The organism is Rathayibacter sp. RFBD1 (assembly GCF_002932915.1).
Taxonomy (GTDB): domain Bacteria; phylum Actinomycetota; class Actinomycetes; order Actinomycetales; family Microbacteriaceae; genus Rathayibacter.
The window spans coordinates 60,573-76,457 of sequence record NZ_PSWQ01000011.1 but is presented as its reverse complement, the minus strand read 5'-3'; the positions used below and the strand labels follow the sequence as shown (position 1 = coordinate 76,457).

Sequence of the window (15,885 nt, the reverse complement as noted above, 5' to 3'; positions counted from 1 at the left end):
AGAGGCGCCGGAGGGCGCCGCGGAGAGAGGCGCCGGAGGGCGCCGCGGAGAGAGGCCCGGTGGACCTCGGAGAAGGACTGGCCGTGACTCGCAGGATTCGGCGCGACCTCCACCTCGAGGTCTCCGACGCCGCTGGCCGCACGGTTTGTTCACGGTAACAGGGCGTTTGCGCAAACTCAACGGCCCCCGTCAGAGGGGGTGGCATCGGCTCGCGGCACCTGCGGTCCCCGCGGTCGCGTTCGTCACGGAGGAAGGGTTCGCGGTGCCCCGCGGAACGGCGCGGATCAGGAGGGCCGGATCGGACGTTCTTCCTCTGTTGGGAACAGCTCGACCGCCCGGAGCGCCGACCGCGCCGCGCTCAGGCCGGCGCACCCAGGTACGTCGACAGCTCGCGCGCCGTGAGCGAGACGTAGGCACCGAGCGCGTCCAGCTGCGACCCGATCCTCGACTTCGGAGCGCTGACGTTGATCGCCGCGACGATGCGGCCCGAGAAGTCGCGGACCGGGGCCGAGGCGCCCACCACCCCCCGCTCCAGCTCCTCGTCGAGCGTGGCCCAGCCCCGCTCCCGGATCCGCGCGAGCTCGGCGATGAGCGAGTCGAAATCCGAGACGACCGCCTTGTCGACCGGCGGCTCCTCGAGCACCGAGAAGCCGGCCGCGGCCATGGCCGGATCGACCGGCCCCACCACCGGCCGGTCGTGCCCGTGCTCGTCGTACCAGGCCGAGAGGGAGGCGCGGTCCCAGTCGCTGATCAGGACCCGCCCCGAGGGCGTGCGCCAGGCGGCCGTGATGACTCCCTCCCAGCCGGTCGTGCGGACCTCGTGGGGACTGAGCTCGCTCAGCACAGTGAGCACATTGCCGCCGCGGAGGACGCAGAGGTGCGTCGTCTCCCGGGTCGAGCGGGCGATCCTCCGCAGGTGCGGGCGCGACCGCGCGATCAGCTGCGACTCGAGGGTGCGGGCGGCGAGCGAGAAGATCCGGCTCCCGAGCCGGTAGCCGAGCGTGACGGGATCGCGGTCGAGCAGGCCCGCGTCGGAGAGAGTGGCGAGGCTGCGCGAGATGACCGCCTTGTCGCGGCCCGTGAGCTGCGCGATGCGCATCACGCCCAGCCCGCCCGACTCCTCGGCCTCCGGACCGCCCAGGATCTCGAGGATCTCGATGTCGCGGGCCAGGCCCGAGGAATTGCGCCGGGGTGCCGCGCTGTCGTCCTGCATGACGCCACGGTAGACGGCAGTTGTCATATGAGCAACATCCATTGTCTTTATGGCACCGCTCTTCGTACTCTGACCACGTCGCCACTCGGCGGCCCCGCTCAATGAAGAGAAGGGAGTCATCCGTGCCCGGATCCGACGTCTCCGGACTCGTCGTCTTCCTCGGTCGCCGTTTCGACGACATCGCGGAGCTCGTCCTCGAGCACGTGCTCGTCGTGGCGGTCTCGCTCGCCATCGCCCTGGTGCTCGGCGTCGTGATCGGCCTGCTGGTGTGGGACCGCCCGATTCCCCGCTCGCTCGCCATCACTGCCGCCGGCATAGCGATCACGATCCCCTCGCTGGCCCTGCTGGCGATCCTCAGCCCCGTGCTCGGGCTCGGCTGGGCGCCGACCGTGGTGGCGCTGGTCTTCTACTCGCTGCTGCCGATCATCCGGAACACGGTGGTCGGCCTCCGCGAGGTCCCGAGCCACGTGCTCGAGGCGGCGCGCGGAATGGGAATGGGTCCGCTGCGGGTCCTGCTCACCACCCAGCTGCCGATCGCCTGGCCGATCATCCTCACCGGCGTCCGCGTCGCCGCGCAGCTCACCATCGGCATCGCCGCCATCGCCGCGTACGTCGCCGGTCCCGGCCTCGGCCAGTACATCTTCAAGGGCCTCTCCTCGCTCGGCTCGAAGAACGCGCTCAACTACGCCCTCACCGGCACCGTCGCCGTCGTCGTCCTGGCGCTGCTGGTCGACGCCGCCTTCCTCCTGATCACCCGCTTCACCACCTCGAGAGGTCTGCGTGCCTGAGATGACCACCCCCGAACCCACCGACACGGGCTTCCTCTCCGCGATCTCGCAGCGGGAGGGAGGAGTCGCCATCGAGCTCGAGGGCGTCAGCAAGACCTACTCCGGCCAGTCGGCACCCGCTGTGGAGGACTTCTCGATGCGGATCGAGCCCGGCGAGCTGGTCATGTTCGTCGGGCCGAGCGGATGCGGCAAGACCACCACGATGAAGATGATCAACCGCATCATCGAGCCGACGAGCGGAGTGATCCGGATCGACGGCAAGAACGTGCTCAGCCTGGATCCCAACCAGCTGCGACGGCACATCGGCTACGTGATCCAGCAGATCGGCCTGTTCCCGCACCTCACGATCGCCGAGAACATCGCGGTCGTCCCGAGGCTCCTCGGCTGGACGAAGCAGCGCACGGCCGAGCGCGTCGACGAGCTGCTGCGCACGGTGCAGCTCGACCCGGACCAGTTCGCGCAGCGCTACCCCAAGCAGCTCTCCGGCGGGCAGCAGCAGCGGGCCGGAGTCGCGCGGGCGCTCGCCGCCGATCCGCCGGTCATGCTCATGGACGAGCCGTTCGGCGCGACGGACCCGATCACGCGGGAGAAGCTGCAGGCGGAGTTCCTGCGCCTGCAGAGCGAGATCGGCAAGACGATCATCTTCGTCACCCACGACTTCGATGAGGCGATCCGCCTCGGCGACAGGATCGCCGTGATGAGCGAGAGGTCGCGCATCGAGCAGTTCGACACTCCGGCAGCCATCCTCGCGGCGCCGGCGAACGACTACGTCGCCTCCTTCATCGGCAGCGGCGCGGCGCTCAAGCGCCTCGCACTGATCCCGGTGCGGGGCGCCCGCCTCGGGGCGGCGGGCCCCTCGGGGTCGCCGCGGGTGGGCTTCTCGGCCACCCTCCGCGACGCCCTCGACCTGCTCGTGCTCACCGGAGCACCCTGCGTCGACGTGGTGGACGGCGGCGGAACCGTCCGCGGCTCCCTCGACCACGCCGCGATCTCGGCGGTGCTCACCGGCGACTCCGATCCGCTGGCCGCGCCGGGACAGGACCGCTGACATGGCCGTCATCGCTCCCCCCGTCGCGCTCCGGACGGGCCGCTCGGGCCGTGTGCTCCGCCGGGTCGCCGCTCCACTGTCGGTGGTCGTGGTGCTCGCCGTCACCCTGCTCTGGCTGAGCAGCAGCACCCTCGACTCGATCGAGCAGCGCACCCTCAACCCGGGCTACATCCTCGCCCGCGTCGGCGAGCACGTCGTGCTCACCGTGACGGCCTCAGCGCTCGTCGCGGTCCTCGCGATCCCGGCCGGCATCGCCGTCTACCGGGCGGAGTCGAAGGTGTTCCACACCGTCGTGCTGGGCCTGGCGAACATCGGCCAGGCGACGCCCGCGGTGGGCGTGGTGATCCTGCTGGCGATCGTGTGGCAGACCGGATTCGCCACCGCACTGGTCGCGCTGGTCGCCTACTCCTTCCTCCCCGTGCTGCGGAACACGCTGACCGGGCTGGAGCAGGTCGACGCCGGTGTCCGGGAGTCGGCGCGCGGGATGGGGATGACCCCGAACCAGGTCCTGCGGCGGATCGAGCTGCCGCTGGCCTCGCCGGTGATCCTCGCCGGGCTCCGCACCTCGCTCGTCTTCTGCGTCGGCGTCGCCACCATCGCCACCTTCATCAACGCCGGCGGGCTCGGCGACATGATCGTCAACGGCCTGAAGCTGCAGCGCTATCCCGTCCTGATCACGGGCGCCGTGCTCGTGGCCTGCATCGCGGTGCTCATCGACTGGGCCGCCGGCCTGGTCGAGGACGCCGTGCGCCCGCGCGGCCTTTAGCCGCCGGCCCGCCCCCCTCACTCCTGCACATCCGCACCCCCGCACACCCCTGCACAGAAGGAACAACCATGAAGAAGCGAACCGTCGTCATCGTCGCCGCGGCCGTCTCGAGCGTCGCCGCCCTGAGCGGATGCTCCGGGGGCGCCTCCCAGGGCTCGGGAGGAGCGGGGGACGAGCTCTCGGGCCTCTCCGGGGAGATCGGGTCGAAGGACTTCTCGGAGCAGTACATCCTCGCCCACATCACCACCGACCTCCTCAACGCCCACGGCGCCGATCTCGAGGCGAACACCAAGCTCGTCGGCTCGGCGAACGTGCGCCAGGCGCTCGAGAACAAGGACTTCGTCGGCTACTGGGAGTACACCGGCACCTCCTGGATCACCTACAACGGCAACACGTCGCCGATCCCTGGCGCCGAGGCCCAGTTCGCCGCGGTGAAGGAGGCCGACGCGAAGAAGGACATCGCCTGGCTCGACCCCGCGCCCCTCAACAACACCTACGCCTTCGCGATCCGCTCCTCCGAGGCGGAGGAGCTCGGCGTGAAGAGCCTCAGCGACGTCGCGAAGCTGCCCGCCGACGAGCAGACCTTCTGCATCGAGAGCGAGTTCTCGACCCGGGACGACGGCTGGCCCGGCCTCAAGACGGCCTACGGGCTCGACGTGCCTGACTCGAACGTCACGCTCCTGGACACCGGCGTCATCTACACCGCCACGCAGAAGGGCGACGACTGCAACTTCGGCGAGGTCTTCCAGACCGACGGCCGCATTTCGGCCCTCGACCTGACCGTGATGGAGGACGACCAGCAGTTCTTCCCCGTCTACCAGGGCGGCTTCACACTCCAGCAGTCGGTGCTCGACGAGTACCCGGCGATCGCCGACGTGATGGCCGAGGTCTCCCCGCTTCTCACCACGGAGGAGATGCAGAAGCTCAATGCCCGCGTGGACGTGGACGGCGAGGACCCGGAGGACGTCGCGAGCGAGTGGCTCGACGAGCAGGGGCTCCTCGGATGACCGCCCCGATCCTCGAAGTCGGCGAGAGCTTCGTCGGCGAGGGCGTCAACGCCGCCCACATCAACACCGTTCTCGGCGCCCGCACCGGCCCGGCCGGGACGGCCTGGGCGACCGCGCTCGCGACTCCCAGCGCCGGCCACGTCCCCTTCGTCGCGGTGCTGCGCCCCTCGCTCCCGGTGAAGCCGCTCACGCTCTTCGTCACCAAGTCGGCCCCGGCCGGCGACGAGCACGGCGTGATGATCTGGGGCCCGGCGCAGGCCGGCGTCGCGGCGGGAGTGGCGGACGCGGTGGCCGACGGCTCCGTCGATCCCGCCGTGGTGGACGAGTGCGTCGTGATCGCCGCGGTCTGGGTGAACGCAGCGGCCGACGACGCCGACGCCGTCTACCGCCACAACCGCGAGGCGACCGCCACCGCGCTCCGCAACGGCGCCCGACGCCTGCCGCCGCTGGAGGACGTCCTCGCCGTCCGCGGCGCTCCGGCGAACCCGTTCTACACGGCTCCGGCCGTCCCATGACAGGAGACACGATCACCATGCCCCCCGCCACCACCCCGACCGTCGGGTTCATCGGCCTCGGCAACATGGGCTCCGGGATGACCAGGAACCTGCAGAAGGCCGGCTTCCCGCTCGTCGTCACGGACATTCGCCGCGAGTCGGCCGACGAGCTGGTGGCGGGCGGCGCCGTCTGGGCGGCGACCGCCGCCGAGGTCGCGGCCTCGAGCGACCTCGTCATCACGATGCTGCCGACTCCGCGCCACGTCTCGGACGTCGTCGGCGGCCCCTCGGGCATCCTCGCCGGGATCGCCGACGGCGGCACCTGGATCGACATGTCGACCTCGGTCCCCGAGGTGGCGGACCGGGTCCGCGCCGAGGAACGGCACCGGGGCCTGCGGGTCCTGGACGCGCCGGTCAGCGGCATGGCCGTCGGCGCCGCCAGCGGGATGCTGCAGATCTTCGTCGGCGGAGAGGCCGAGGACGTCGCCCGGGTCCGCCCGGTGCTCGAGGCGATGGGCGATCCGGAGCGGATCCTGCACGTCGGCGGCCACGGCACCGGATACGCGGTGAAGCTGATGATCAACCAGCTGTGGTTCTCCCACCTGGTCGCGACCGCCGAGGTGCTGGCGATCGGCACGAAGGCCGGCGTCGACCTCGGAGTGCTGCGCGACTCCCTCATCGCGAGCCCCGCGAACAGCACCTTCGTCGAGCGCGACGTGCTCTCGATCCTGACCGCCGGCGACTATGACGAGGGCTTCGCCATCGCTCTCGCCTGCAAGGACCTCGGCCTCTCGATCGACCTCGCCCGCTCGGTGGGCGTGCCCGCCGAGCTCAGCGGCCTGGTGGAGCAGATCTACCGCCGCGCCCGCGCCTCCTACGGCGATCGCGCCGGAGAGATGACGCCCTTCCGCCTCTACGAGGACCTCATCGGGCGGGACCTGCGCCTGTGACCGCCACGACAACCACCCCGGAGACCCCCATGACCACCGCAGCCGACGAGGCCGCCCTCCTCGCCCGGATCCCCGTGCAGCTGCTGCTCGGCTCCGGCTGGACCGACTCCGCCGACGGCTCCACCTTCGCCGTCCAGGATCCCGCCACCGGCCGCACGCTGCTCGAGATCGCCGACGCCCGACCCGAGGACGGCGCCCGCGCGCTCGACGCCGCGGCCGCCGCGCAACGCGACTGGGCCGCGACCGCACCCCGCGCCCGCGCCGAGATCCTCCGCCGCTCCTTCGAGCTCGTCACCGAGCGCGCCGAGGACTTCGCGCTGCTGATGACCCTCGAGATGGGCAAGCCGCTGGCGGAGTCGCGCGGCGAGGTCGCTTACGGCGCCGAGTTCCTGCGCTGGTTCTCGGAGGAGGCACCGCGGATCTCCGGGCGCTACGCCACAGCACCCGACGGGCTCAATCGCCTCCTGGTGCTGAAGCGCCCGGTCGGTCCGTGCCTGTTCATCACCCCCTGGAACTTCCCGCTGGCGATGGCCACCCGCAAGATCGCGCCGGCGATCGCGGCCGGGTGCACGATGATCCTCAAGCCCGCCGCTCTCACACCGCTGACCGCCCTGCTGCTGGCGGAGGTGCTCCGCGAGGCGGGCCTGCCCGACGGCGTGCTGACGGTGCTGCCGACGACAAGCGCCGGAGCCGTCACGGGTCCGCTGCTGCGCGACCCGCGGCTGCGCAAGCTGTCCTTCACCGGCTCGACCGAGGTCGGCCGCCGCCTGATCGCCGACTCGGCGGACCAGGTCCTGCGGGTCTCGATGGAGCTCGGCGGCAATGCCCCGTTCCTCGTCTTCGACGACGCCGATCTCGACTCCGCCGTCTCGGGCGCCGTGCTCGCCAAGATGCGGAACGGGGGCGAGGCGTGTGTGGCAGCCAACCGCTTCCTGGTGCAGCGCGGCATCGCCGAGCGCTTCACTTCGGCCTTCGTCGAACGGATGGCCGGCTTCCGCGTCGCCCGTGGCACCGAGCCCGGCTCCACTCTCGGACCGCTCGTGGACGAGGCGACCCGCGGCAAGGTGTCGGAGCTCGTCTCCGGCGCCCTGGAGGACGGGGCGACGCTCGCCCTCGGCGGCTCCGCCGTCCCGGGTGCGGGCTACTTCTACGAGCCGACCGTGCTCACGGATGTGCCGCGCGACGCGAGAATCCTCGACGAGGAGATCTTCGGCCCGGTCGCCCCGATCGTCGTCTTCGACACCGAGGCGGAGGCGGTGGAGCTCGCGAACGCGACGCCGTTCGGCCTGGTCGCCTTCGCCTTCACCCGCGATCTCGACCGCGGGCTCCGACTCGCCGAGGAGCTCGAGACCGGGATGCTCGGCCTCAACGCCGGCGTCGTCTCCAACCCGGCCGCGCCCTTCGGCGGCGTGAAGCAGTCGGGCCTCGGCCGCGAGGGCGGGGCCGAGGGCATCGAGGAGTACCTCGAGACCCGCTACGTCGGCATCGCCGATCCGCACCGCGCCTGAGCCCCGGAAAGGACCTCTCGATGGAGATCACCGACTTCTCGACCGACTACTTCTCGCTCGCCGGCCGGACCGCGGTCGTCACCGGCGGCAACACCGGCCTCGGCCGCGCCTTCACCCTCGCCCTGGCCACCGCCGGCGCCGACGTGCTCGTGCCGAGCCTCGCCGAGGACGACGGCACCACCCGTCGGCTCGTCGAGGCGACCGGCGCGCGCTACGAGTTCGTCGAAGCCGACATCAGCGTGCGGGGCACCCCCGCCCGCGTCGTGCAGACCTGCGTCGAGCGCTTCGGAGCGATCGATGTGCTGGTGAACTCCGCCGGGATCTGCCTGCTCGCCGACGTCGACGACTTCGGCCGCGAGCAGTGGGACCCGATGCTCGCCGTGAACCTGACCGCCGCGTTCGAGCTGGCGCACGAGGCCTCGGTCCGGATGCGCGCGCAGGGCGGCGGGAAGATCATCAACATCGCCTCGCTGTTCTCGTTCCTCGGCGGCAAGGGCTCCCCCGCGTACGCCGCGACCAAAGCAGGGATCGTCGGCTTCACCAAGGCCTACTGCGACGAGCTCGGCCGCGACAACATCCAGGTCAACGCTCTCGCTCCCGGCTACTTCGCCACCGCCATCACCGCCGCCACCCGCGCCGACCCGGACGCGGACCGACGGGTCCTCGAGCACATCCCCGCCGAGCGCTGGGGCGACCCGGGCGACCTGATGGGCGCCACCGTCTTCCTCGCCTCGCGCGCCTCCGACTACGTCAACGGCCACGTCCTGGTCGTCGACGGCGGCTATCTCGTCCGCTGATGACCTCCCTCCCGACCCTCCCGAAAGCGATGGACCACCGCATGGCCGCCTCCCGTTCCCCCCTCCGCCGCGACGAGATCGTCGCCGCCGTGACCGAGCTGCTCGGCGCGGGATCGGTCGACACCGACCCGCGCGAGCTGGAGCTCGCCTCCGTCGACCGCTTCAAGAAGTACCAGTCGGTGCACGGGATCTTCGACGGGCCCATCCCCGCCGTGATCGCCTATCCGCGCACCGCCGAGGAGGTGGCGTCCGTCCTGCGGTTCGCGGACGCGAACCTGGTCAACGTGGTCCCCCGCACAGGCCGCACGGCCACCGAGGGCGGCCTCGAGACCGTGATCGAGGACACGATCGTGCTCGACGGCTCCCGCATGGATGCGATCCTCTCGATCGACCCGGTCGACATGATGGCGACCGTGCAGTGCGGAGTGCCGCTGCAGCGGCTCGAGGACGAGCTGCGCGAGCAGGGGCTCACGACCGGGCACTCGCCGCAGTCGAAGCCGCTCGCGCAGTACGGCGGCCTGGTCGCCACGCGCTCGATCGGCCAGTTCTCGACGCTCTACGGTGCGATCGAGGACATGGTCGTCGGACTCGAGGCAGTCTTCCCGGACGGGACGGTCGCGCGGATCAAGAACGTGCCGCGCCGCGCCGCGGGACCGGACCTCCGCCACATCGTGATCGGCAACGAAGGCGCGCTCTGCGTGATCACCGAGGTGACGATCAAGGTGTTCCGGTACCAGCCCGAGAACAACCGCTTCTTCGGCTTCCTCGTCGACGACTTCGCCGACGGCGTCGACGCGCTGCGCGAGCTGGTGACCGCGGGCTACCGCCCCTCCGTCTGCCGCGCGTACTCGCCCGAGGACGCCGCCCAGCACTTCGCGCACTTCGCCGGGGGGAGGAGCGTCGTGATCCTGGTCGCCGAGGGCCCGAAGCGGATCGCGGACGCCACGGCCGAGGCGATCGAGGAGATGTTCGCCTCCCGTCCGCACCAGCGCGTCGAGACGGCACTGATCGAGCGCTGGTTCGACGGTCTCAACTGGGGCCAGGACAAGATCGACGCCGAGAAGGAGACGATGCTGCGCGAGGCGCACCTCGGCTACACCACCGAGGTCTCGATCGACTGGTCCCGGGTGCGCGCGCTCTACGACGCGGTCATGACCCGGATCCGCGGGGAGTTCCCTCGCGCCGCTGACCTGACGATGCTGGGCGCGCACTCGTCGCACAGCTACCAGACCGGCACGAACCTCTACTTCGTCTACGACTACGCGATCCACGTGTCCCCGCGCGAGGAGATCGACGAGTACCACGTCCCGCTCAACGCGATCATCGTCGAGGAGTCGCTGCGCCTGGGCGGCTCGATGGTGCACCACCACGGCATCGGCAAGTACCGCACGCCCTGGACGCAGCAGGAGCACGGCTCCGCCTTCGGAATGCTGACCACGCTCAAGGACGCCTTCGACCCGCGAGGCGTGATGAACGCCGGCACGCTGATCGCCCTCGACTCGTGAGCGCCGCGGACCAGGCGAGCTACGTCGTCGCGGTCGACAACGGCTCCCAGAGCACGAAGGTGCTGATCCTCGATCAGGACGGGACGGTGCACGCCTCGGCGCAGCGCCGGCTCCGCGGGTACGAGACGCCCGAGCCGGGGCACGTCGTGCATCCGGGCGACGACGTCTGGGAGTCTATCGTCGACGCCTGCGCCGAGGCGATGGCGTCGTTCCGGGGCGATCCGGCGCGACTGGTCGGCCTGGGGCTGTGCACGATCCGCTTCTGCCGCGCGCTGCTCGACGCCGACGGACGCCTGGCCGAGCCGATGCTGAGCTGGATGGACGAGCGCGTCTCGCGCCCGCACGTGCAGCGGCCGGGAGTCGCGTCCGTCACGACCTCCTCCGGCTACATCACTCACCGCCTCACCGGCGAGCGCCGGGACGCGGCCGCCAACCACCAGGGCGTCTGGCCGATCGACCAGGCGACACGGCGCTGGTCGACGGACCCCGCCGCCTACGAGGCGACCGGCCTCCGGCCCGAGCAGCTGTTCGAGCTGGTCGACCCGGGGGAGCTCCTCGGGCGGGTGAGCGCCGAGGCGGCCGGAGCCCTGGGGCTGCCTGCCGGGCTCCCGGTCTTCGGGACCGCGAACGACAAGGCGGTCGAGGCGCTCGGCAGCGGCCTGCGCTCCGACGACCAGCTGCTCCTCTCCCTCGGCACCTACATCGCCGCGATGTCGACGGGGCCCTTCGCCCCCTCGTCGGACGCGTACTGGGTGAACTTCGGCAGCGAGCCGGGCCGCTACCTCTACGAGAGCGGAGGGATCCGCCGCGGCATGTGGACGGTGAGCTGGTGGCGCGAGCTGCTCGCCGGCGGCCTCACCGACGAGGAGCTCAACGCGGGAGCAGCCCTGGTGCCGCCCGGCGCCGACGGCCTGATCGCGCTGCTCGACTGGCTCGCGCCCGGAGACGCTCCGGACCGCCGCGGTGCGCTGCTCGGCTTCGACGGACGGCAGGGGCGCTTCCACGTGCACCGCAGCATCCTGGAGGGCATCGCGATGACGATGCGGGGGCACGTCGACCGGATGGAGACGGCGCTCGGCCGCCGCTTCGCCGAGATCGTGGTCTCGGGCGGCGGCTCCCGCTCGGACCTCGTGATGAGCATCGTCGCCGACGTGTTCGACCGGCCCGCCCGGCGGATGCGCGTGACCGACGCCGCGGGCACGGGTGCCGCGATCTGCGCGCTCGTGGGCGCCGGCGTGCATCCGGACTTCGACACCGCCGTGGCTGCGACCGTCGCCGAGCGCGACCGCGTCGAGCCGGACCCCGAGCGGGCGGAGGAGTACCGGCGGCTGACCGCCCGATACGCGGCGGTGACGACGTACACGGATCCCCTGTTCGAGCATCTGGCGCGCTGAGACGGGGCTCGGGACCCTGCCGTCGAGACGGCCGGCACGATCGTCGAGGTGTGGCTCCGCCTCACGCGGGCCGCACGATCCGCGGTCGCGGTCGCAACGGAGGAAGGATTCGCGGTGCCCCGCGGAACGGCGCGGATCAGGAGGGCCGGATCGGACGTTCTTCCTCTGTTGGGAACAGCACTGCCGTCCCGAGCCGCCGTCCTCGGCCCGCCACCGCCGCTCCACGCCTCCTCCGCCGCCGCTGTCAAGAGGGGAGAGACGGGCCGCGCCCCTCGCCTAGGGTGCCGGGATGCCCCGCACCCGGACGTCCCGCGCCGCCCTCGCCTGGCGGGAGGCGGTCACCGGCTCGCGCCTGATGCTGGCTCTCAAGACGGCGCTGGCGGTCGGCATCGCCTGGGCCGTCGCGCCGCTCGCTCCCGGAGTCGCGGAGCAGTACCCGTACTACGCGCCGCTCGGCGCCCTGGTCAGCATGTACCCGACCCTGATGGGCTCGGTCCGCACCGGACTGCAGACCCTGCTCGGTCTGGCGGCGGGGATCGGGCTCGCCGCCCTCGTGGTGGTCACCGTCGGCCCGACCTGGTGGACGATCCCGCTCGTCGTCGGGATCGGCGTGGTCCTCTCGGGGACGGGGTGGTTCGGCGCGGGCCGCGAGTACGTGCCGATGGCAGCCCTCTTCGTGCTGATCATCGGCGGGGCCGACGCCGAGGACTACTCCCTCGGCTACCTCGTGCAGATGGCGGTGGGCGTGGTGGTGGGGCTGCTGGTGAACGTGGTCGTCGCCCCCGGGCTCACCGTCGAGGCGGCGTCCGCCCGGGTCGACGCGTTCCAGCGCGAGCTCGCGGAGCACCTGCGCCAGCTGGCCGCCGCGCTCGAGGAGACGTGGCCGCCCGAGCACGAGGCGTGGGCGCGCAACGGCGAGGAGCTGGCCCGGACGGCGGAGGAGGTCCGCGCGGCCCTCGCGGACGCGGACGAGAGCCGCAAGGGCAACCCGCGCGCGCTGCTGCACCGGCGCGACTCCCGACCCGACCACCTCCGCCTCGAGACGCTCGACGCGATCCTCTTCCACGTCCGCGATCTGAGCGGCGCCCTCGCGGACACCATCTGGGAGCGGCCGGGCGCGCTCCCGTTCGATCCGGCCCTCGGCCCGCCGCTGAGCGAGGCCTGCCGGGCGGTCGCCGACGCGATCGACCGCGATGACGCCGGCTCCCCCGCCGCGCACCGGGCGATCGGGGGCGCGGCCCGCGCGATCCGGCACCTCGTGCAGGTCGTCGACGAGCGGACCGCCGCGACCTCCCGGACCCTCGGGCCCGGCGTCCTCGCGGCGATGCACCTCCGCCGCGTCCTGGTGCGCCTGCAGCACGACGGCGCGGAGCCGCAGGAGGAGTGAGGGCTGGCGCCTCCCGTCCCATACTGATATGGTGCTGAGACATCAGGAGGACGGGGACGACGTGGAGCGGACGGTGACGACGACGAGCCTCCGTGGTCGCACGCCGGAGCGGGCGACCACGGAGGCTCACCTGGCCTTCGGGCAGGCGCTACTCGCAGACGAAGAAGGCGACCTCCACGTAGCCCATCGTCTGCGAACGGGTGTCGACGTCGGAGTTCTCGACGGTCACGCCGGACGCGGCGAAGCTGCTGCCTCCTGCGCCCGTCGACGCGTTGGCCGCGTAGGAGCCGCCACCCCGCACCCACAGGGAGGTGCCGCCGCCGGCACCGCCGAAGTAGCCGCCGCCACCGCCACCGGACGCATAGGTCACCTGGCGGCTCGCGTTCGTCCTCGGTGCGCCGGCACCGCCGTCGCGCCCGGAGCCCGGGCTGCCGAGAACCGACTCGGTCACGTTCACCGTCGTCACACCGGGCTGCCCCGGCCCGGTCTGGCTTCCACCGGTGCTCGGGGCCTGCTCGGTGGAGCCGGTGCTGCTGTCCGCGCGCGAGACGGCGCTGTCGTAGCCGGAGCCGCCGACGGGACCGCCGGACGCCGCGTTCGGCCCGGCGCGGAAGGACCGGGTGAAGTCGTTCGAGGTGAAGCCGGCTCCGCCACCGCCGCCGCCGCCCGCGATGACGAGAAGGGAGCCCGCAGCGGTGATCCCGCTGGCCCCGCCCCCTCCTCCGGAGCCGATGTAGCCCGGAGTGCCCGGAGCCCCGCCGTTGCCGAGCCCCCGGCCGCCGGCCTGGTTGCTGCCGCCCGAGCCCGCGGTGATGACGATCTCGGACGCTCCGCCGAGCGCGTCGACGGGGATGGTGCCCGTCACCCGCGCACCGGCGGTGCTGACGTCCGACCCGTTGCGGACGCCGCCGCCGTCTCCGCCGACCGCCGTGAAGCGGACCCACTGGGTTCCCGCGGGCACGGGGATCGTCCGGGCCGCGAGCGCGGTGGTCGAGGTGGCGTCGATGCGCTGCGCGTCCTGCAGGGCGCACTGGGGGGCGGTCGAGGCCGACGCCATCGGAGCGGCGATCGAGGCGGCCACAACAGGAATCGCCCATGCGGCGCCCTTCACCACGGTTCGGCGCTGGGTCAGACGATCGGGGGCGCCGGTCGGCGTGCTGGTGTCTTCGTTCTGCATCGGAGTCCTTCTGTCATCGTGCACCCCTGGGTATCGGGGGCAGAGTCGGGTGAGAGGCGCGGGAGGATGCCCGTGCCGCTCCGACAGAGTCGCCTGCTCCGCGACGGGGCACGCCGCTCGAGGCCGCTCTGGCGCGAACCTGCCCTGAGGCGGCGCGCCGCGCCTCCCGCGCCTCATCCTCAGCGACTTCTCCGCAGCGCCGACCAGTCGTGCACGACGTCGCAGATGCCCCGTCGGACTCGCCGATACGGACCCTCCGAGCGGGCGGCCCGACTCGCGAGCACCCCGGACCGAGCGGCCCGGAGAGCCCGCGACGGGCGAGCGCAGAATCCGACGTCAGTCCGGCGCCGGCCCGCGACGGCCGAACGGGCAGCCCGGCGTCAGCCCGGCGTCACGCCCCGACGGCCGAACGGCCAGCCCGGCATCAGCCCAGCGCCAGCCCGGCGTCAGCCCGCGTCGGCGAGCAGCGCCTCGCGGTCGAGCCGCTTCGCGTAGCAGCGGGCGCTCGGCTCGTCGCCCCAGTAGCCGTAGCCCGCGATCGGGTCGTAGCCGGCGCTCGCGTAGAGCGCCATCGCCTCCGGCTGCTCCGTGCCGGTGACCAGTCGGAGCAGCTCCACGCCCTCGCGGGCCGCCAGCCGCTCGACGCCGGCGAGCAGCACGCGGCTGAGCCCGCGGCCCCGCGCGGCGCTCACCACGAACATCCGCTTGATCTCGCCGATGCCGTCCTCGACCGCGAGCGCCACGCAGCCGACGAGCCCGCCGTCGACCTCGAGCAGCAGGGTCGGAGCGTCGGCGGGAGGGCGCGGACCGGTGTCGTCGCCGCCGTAGCGGGCGAGGAGGTCGGCCTCCTGCAGGGCGAAGAGGTCCGTGGCTGCCGGGTCTCCGGCCGTGGTCTCGATCAGGCGGTGCACGGCACGATGCTACGGCGCGGCGGCGAGCCCCGCGGCGATCCCGGTCAGCTGCTCGAGCACGGCCCGCACGGCCGAGCGCTCCAGCGTCTCGGGCCGGGCGAGGCAGTCGATGTGGCGGCCGAGCCCCGGGATCCCGAGCGGCCGCAGCACCACCTCCGGCGTGCGCCGCAGGTCGGTCGTGTACCGCGGCAGCAGCGCCACGCCGTCGCCCGCCGACACGACCGCCGCCGCGACCAGGAAGTCGTTGATCCGGTGCGGGATGCGCGCGTCGCCGCCCGCGAGGACCGCGATGGCGTCGATCGCCCGTTCCAGGGGGAAGCCCTCGTGCACCGCGACCCACTCCTCGTCGCGGAGGTCGGCGGGGCGGACGACGTCCTTCGCGGCGAGCGGATGGTCGCGCCGCAGCGCGAGGTCGAGCGGCTCGAAGAGGAGGGGCGTCGACCGCACGGTCCCGGGCCACTCGGCGCTGCCGGCGAGCCGGTGCGCGACGACCAGGTCGTGATCCGCGGTCAGCCCGGCGAAGGCGCTCTGCGCCACGTCGAAGTCGGCGAGCGCGACGCCCGGCAGACCCGGTGCGCGCAGCGCCTCCAGCAGCGGGCCGAACATCGCCAGCCCCGCGCTGTGGAACGCGGCGACCGAGACGGTGCCGCTCGGCTCCCCCTCGAAGTCCGCGACCGCCCGGGCCGCGCGCTCGAGCGCCACCTCCACCTCGACCACGGCGGCCGCGAGAGCGCGGCCGGCGGGGGTCAGCGCGGTCCGGCGCCCGTCGCGGAAGGTCAGCGCCGTCGGCGTGCGGCGCTGCAGCGCGCTGATCTGCTGCGAGACGGAGGAGGGGGACACCCGCATCGCGGCGGCGACGGCGGCGATGCTCCCGCGCTCGCCGAGCTCCCGCAGAGCCCTGAGCTGTCCGAGTTCCATGAGTTCCAACTTACGCGTCGGC

General features: G+C 72.6%; 15 protein-coding genes. 11 read left to right on the top strand and 4 right to left on the bottom strand.

The features are described from left to right. Nucleotides 1-358: 358 nt before the first annotated feature. The gene (locus C5D50_RS05740; RefSeq protein WP_104239641.1) at nt 359-1,213 is read right to left on the bottom strand and encodes an IclR family transcriptional regulator; all 855 of its coding nucleotides are present in this window, start codon (nt 1,211-1,213) and stop codon (nt 359-361) included. Nucleotides 1,214-1,335: 122 nt separating this feature from the next. Here C5D50_RS05740 and C5D50_RS05735 point away from each other — a divergent pair, with 122 nt between their 5' ends. The 11 genes from C5D50_RS05735 to C5D50_RS05685 all read left to right on the top strand — a co-directional run bounded on the left by C5D50_RS05735 (nt 1,336) and on the right by C5D50_RS05685 (nt 12,857). Continuing rightward, nucleotides 1,336-2,001, top strand: a complete 666-nt coding sequence (locus C5D50_RS05735; protein ID WP_308471093.1) for an ABC transporter permease — start codon at nt 1,336-1,338, stop codon at nt 1,999-2,001. Nucleotide 2,002: 1 nt separating this feature from the next. Beyond that, nucleotides 2,003-3,049: an ABC transporter ATP-binding protein gene (locus C5D50_RS05730; RefSeq protein ID WP_104283013.1), complete on the top strand. Its 1,047-nt coding sequence runs from the start codon at nt 2,003-2,005 to the stop codon at nt 3,047-3,049. Between the two features lies 1 nt (nt 3,050). Then, a complete protein-coding gene (locus C5D50_RS05725) occupies nt 3,051-3,815 on the top strand; it encodes an ABC transporter permease (RefSeq protein ID WP_104239638.1) in 765 nt (254 codons plus the stop codon). Nucleotides 3,816-3,883: 68 nt separating this feature from the next. Then, nucleotides 3,884-4,822 carry a glycine betaine ABC transporter substrate-binding protein gene (locus C5D50_RS05720; protein WP_104283012.1) on the top strand — a complete coding sequence of 313 codons (939 nt, stop codon included), beginning with the start codon at nt 3,884-3,886 and terminating at the stop codon, nt 4,820-4,822. Continuing rightward, complete coding sequence (fae, locus tag C5D50_RS05715) at nt 4,819-5,337, top strand: formaldehyde-activating enzyme (RefSeq protein WP_104283011.1); 519 nt, start codon at nt 4,819-4,821, stop codon at nt 5,335-5,337. Before C5D50_RS05720 ends, fae begins: the two co-directional genes overlap by 4 nt. Next, complete coding sequence (locus C5D50_RS05710; RefSeq protein WP_219812491.1) at nt 5,334-6,266, top strand: NAD(P)-dependent oxidoreductase; 933 nt, start codon at nt 5,334-5,336, stop codon at nt 6,264-6,266. Before fae ends, C5D50_RS05710 begins: the two co-directional genes overlap by 4 nt. A gap of 29 nt (nt 6,267-6,295) precedes the next feature. Further along, on the top strand, nt 6,296-7,774 hold the full coding sequence (locus C5D50_RS05705; RefSeq protein WP_104283010.1) for an NAD-dependent succinate-semialdehyde dehydrogenase: 1,479 nt from the start codon (nt 6,296-6,298) through the stop codon (nt 7,772-7,774). Nucleotides 7,775-7,794: 20 nt separating this feature from the next. Further along, nucleotides 7,795-8,571, top strand: coding sequence for an SDR family oxidoreductase (locus tag C5D50_RS05700; protein WP_104288949.1), 777 nt, complete (start codon nt 7,795-7,797; stop codon nt 8,569-8,571). Continuing rightward, entirely contained in the window at nt 8,571-10,076 is a 1,506-nt protein-coding gene (locus C5D50_RS05695) for an FAD-binding oxidoreductase (RefSeq protein WP_258069565.1), read from the top strand. The genes C5D50_RS05700 and C5D50_RS05695 overlap by 1 nt, the downstream gene beginning before the upstream one ends. Then, complete coding sequence (locus tag C5D50_RS05690; protein ID WP_104283007.1) at nt 10,073-11,470, top strand: FGGY-family carbohydrate kinase; 1,398 nt, start codon at nt 10,073-10,075, stop codon at nt 11,468-11,470. The genes C5D50_RS05695 and C5D50_RS05690 overlap by 4 nt, the downstream gene beginning before the upstream one ends. 289 nt (nt 11,471-11,759) lie before the next feature. Next, the gene (locus C5D50_RS05685) at nt 11,760-12,857 is read left to right on the top strand and encodes an aromatic acid exporter family protein (RefSeq protein ID WP_104283006.1); all 1,098 of its coding nucleotides are present in this window, start codon (nt 11,760-11,762) and stop codon (nt 12,855-12,857) included. A 148-nt stretch (nt 12,858-13,005) separates the two neighbouring features. On the opposite strand, the gene C5D50_RS05680 is transcribed toward C5D50_RS05685, so the two are convergent. From C5D50_RS05680 to C5D50_RS05670, 3 genes are all read right to left on the bottom strand, one after another. Further along, nucleotides 13,006-14,034 carry a hypothetical protein gene (locus C5D50_RS05680; RefSeq protein ID WP_146086891.1) on the bottom strand — a complete coding sequence of 343 codons (1,029 nt, stop codon included), beginning with the start codon at nt 14,032-14,034 and terminating at the stop codon, nt 13,006-13,008. 446 nt (nt 14,035-14,480) lie between these two features. Beyond that, nucleotides 14,481-14,945, bottom strand: a complete 465-nt coding sequence (locus C5D50_RS05675; protein WP_104226986.1) for a GNAT family N-acetyltransferase — start codon at nt 14,943-14,945, stop codon at nt 14,481-14,483. Between the two features lie 9 nt (nt 14,946-14,954). After that, nucleotides 14,955-15,863, bottom strand: coding sequence for a LysR family transcriptional regulator (locus C5D50_RS05670; RefSeq protein ID WP_104283004.1), 909 nt, complete (start codon nt 15,861-15,863; stop codon nt 14,955-14,957). Nucleotides 15,864-15,885 lie beyond the last annotated feature (22 nt).

Bases quoted from the DNA above. Each gene is read 5' to 3' on its own strand.
- C5D50_RS05700 (WP_104288949.1), top strand. From the start codon at position 7,795: ATGGAGATCACCGACTTCTCGACCGACTACTTCTCGCTCGCCGGCCGG.
- C5D50_RS05730 (WP_104283013.1), top strand. From the start codon at position 2,003: ATGACCACCCCCGAACCCACCGACACGGGCTTCCTCTCCGCGATCTCG.
- fae (WP_104283011.1), top strand. From the start codon at position 4,819: ATGACCGCCCCGATCCTCGAAGTCGGCGAGAGCTTCGTCGGCGAGGGC.
- C5D50_RS05710 (WP_219812491.1), top strand. From the start codon at position 5,334: ATGACAGGAGACACGATCACCATGCCCCCCGCCACCACCCCGACCGTC.
- C5D50_RS05685 (WP_104283006.1), top strand. From the start codon at position 11,760: ATGCCCCGCACCCGGACGTCCCGCGCCGCCCTCGCCTGGCGGGAGGCG.
- C5D50_RS05705 (WP_104283010.1), top strand. From the start codon at position 6,296: ATGACCACCGCAGCCGACGAGGCCGCCCTCCTCGCCCGGATCCCCGTG.
- C5D50_RS05695 (WP_258069565.1), top strand. From the start codon at position 8,571: ATGACCTCCCTCCCGACCCTCCCGAAAGCGATGGACCACCGCATGGCC.
- C5D50_RS05725 (WP_104239638.1), top strand. From the start codon at position 3,051: ATGGCCGTCATCGCTCCCCCCGTCGCGCTCCGGACGGGCCGCTCGGGC.
- C5D50_RS05680 (WP_146086891.1), bottom strand. From the start codon at position 14,034: ATGCAGAACGAAGACACCAGCACGCCGACCGGCGCCCCCGATCGTCTG.
- C5D50_RS05720 (WP_104283012.1), top strand. From the start codon at position 3,884: ATGAAGAAGCGAACCGTCGTCATCGTCGCCGCGGCCGTCTCGAGCGTC.
- C5D50_RS05740 (WP_104239641.1), bottom strand. From the start codon at position 1,213: ATGCAGGACGACAGCGCGGCACCCCGGCGCAATTCCTCGGGCCTGGCC.
- C5D50_RS05670 (WP_104283004.1), bottom strand. From the start codon at position 15,863: ATGGAACTCGGACAGCTCAGGGCTCTGCGGGAGCTCGGCGAGCGCGGG.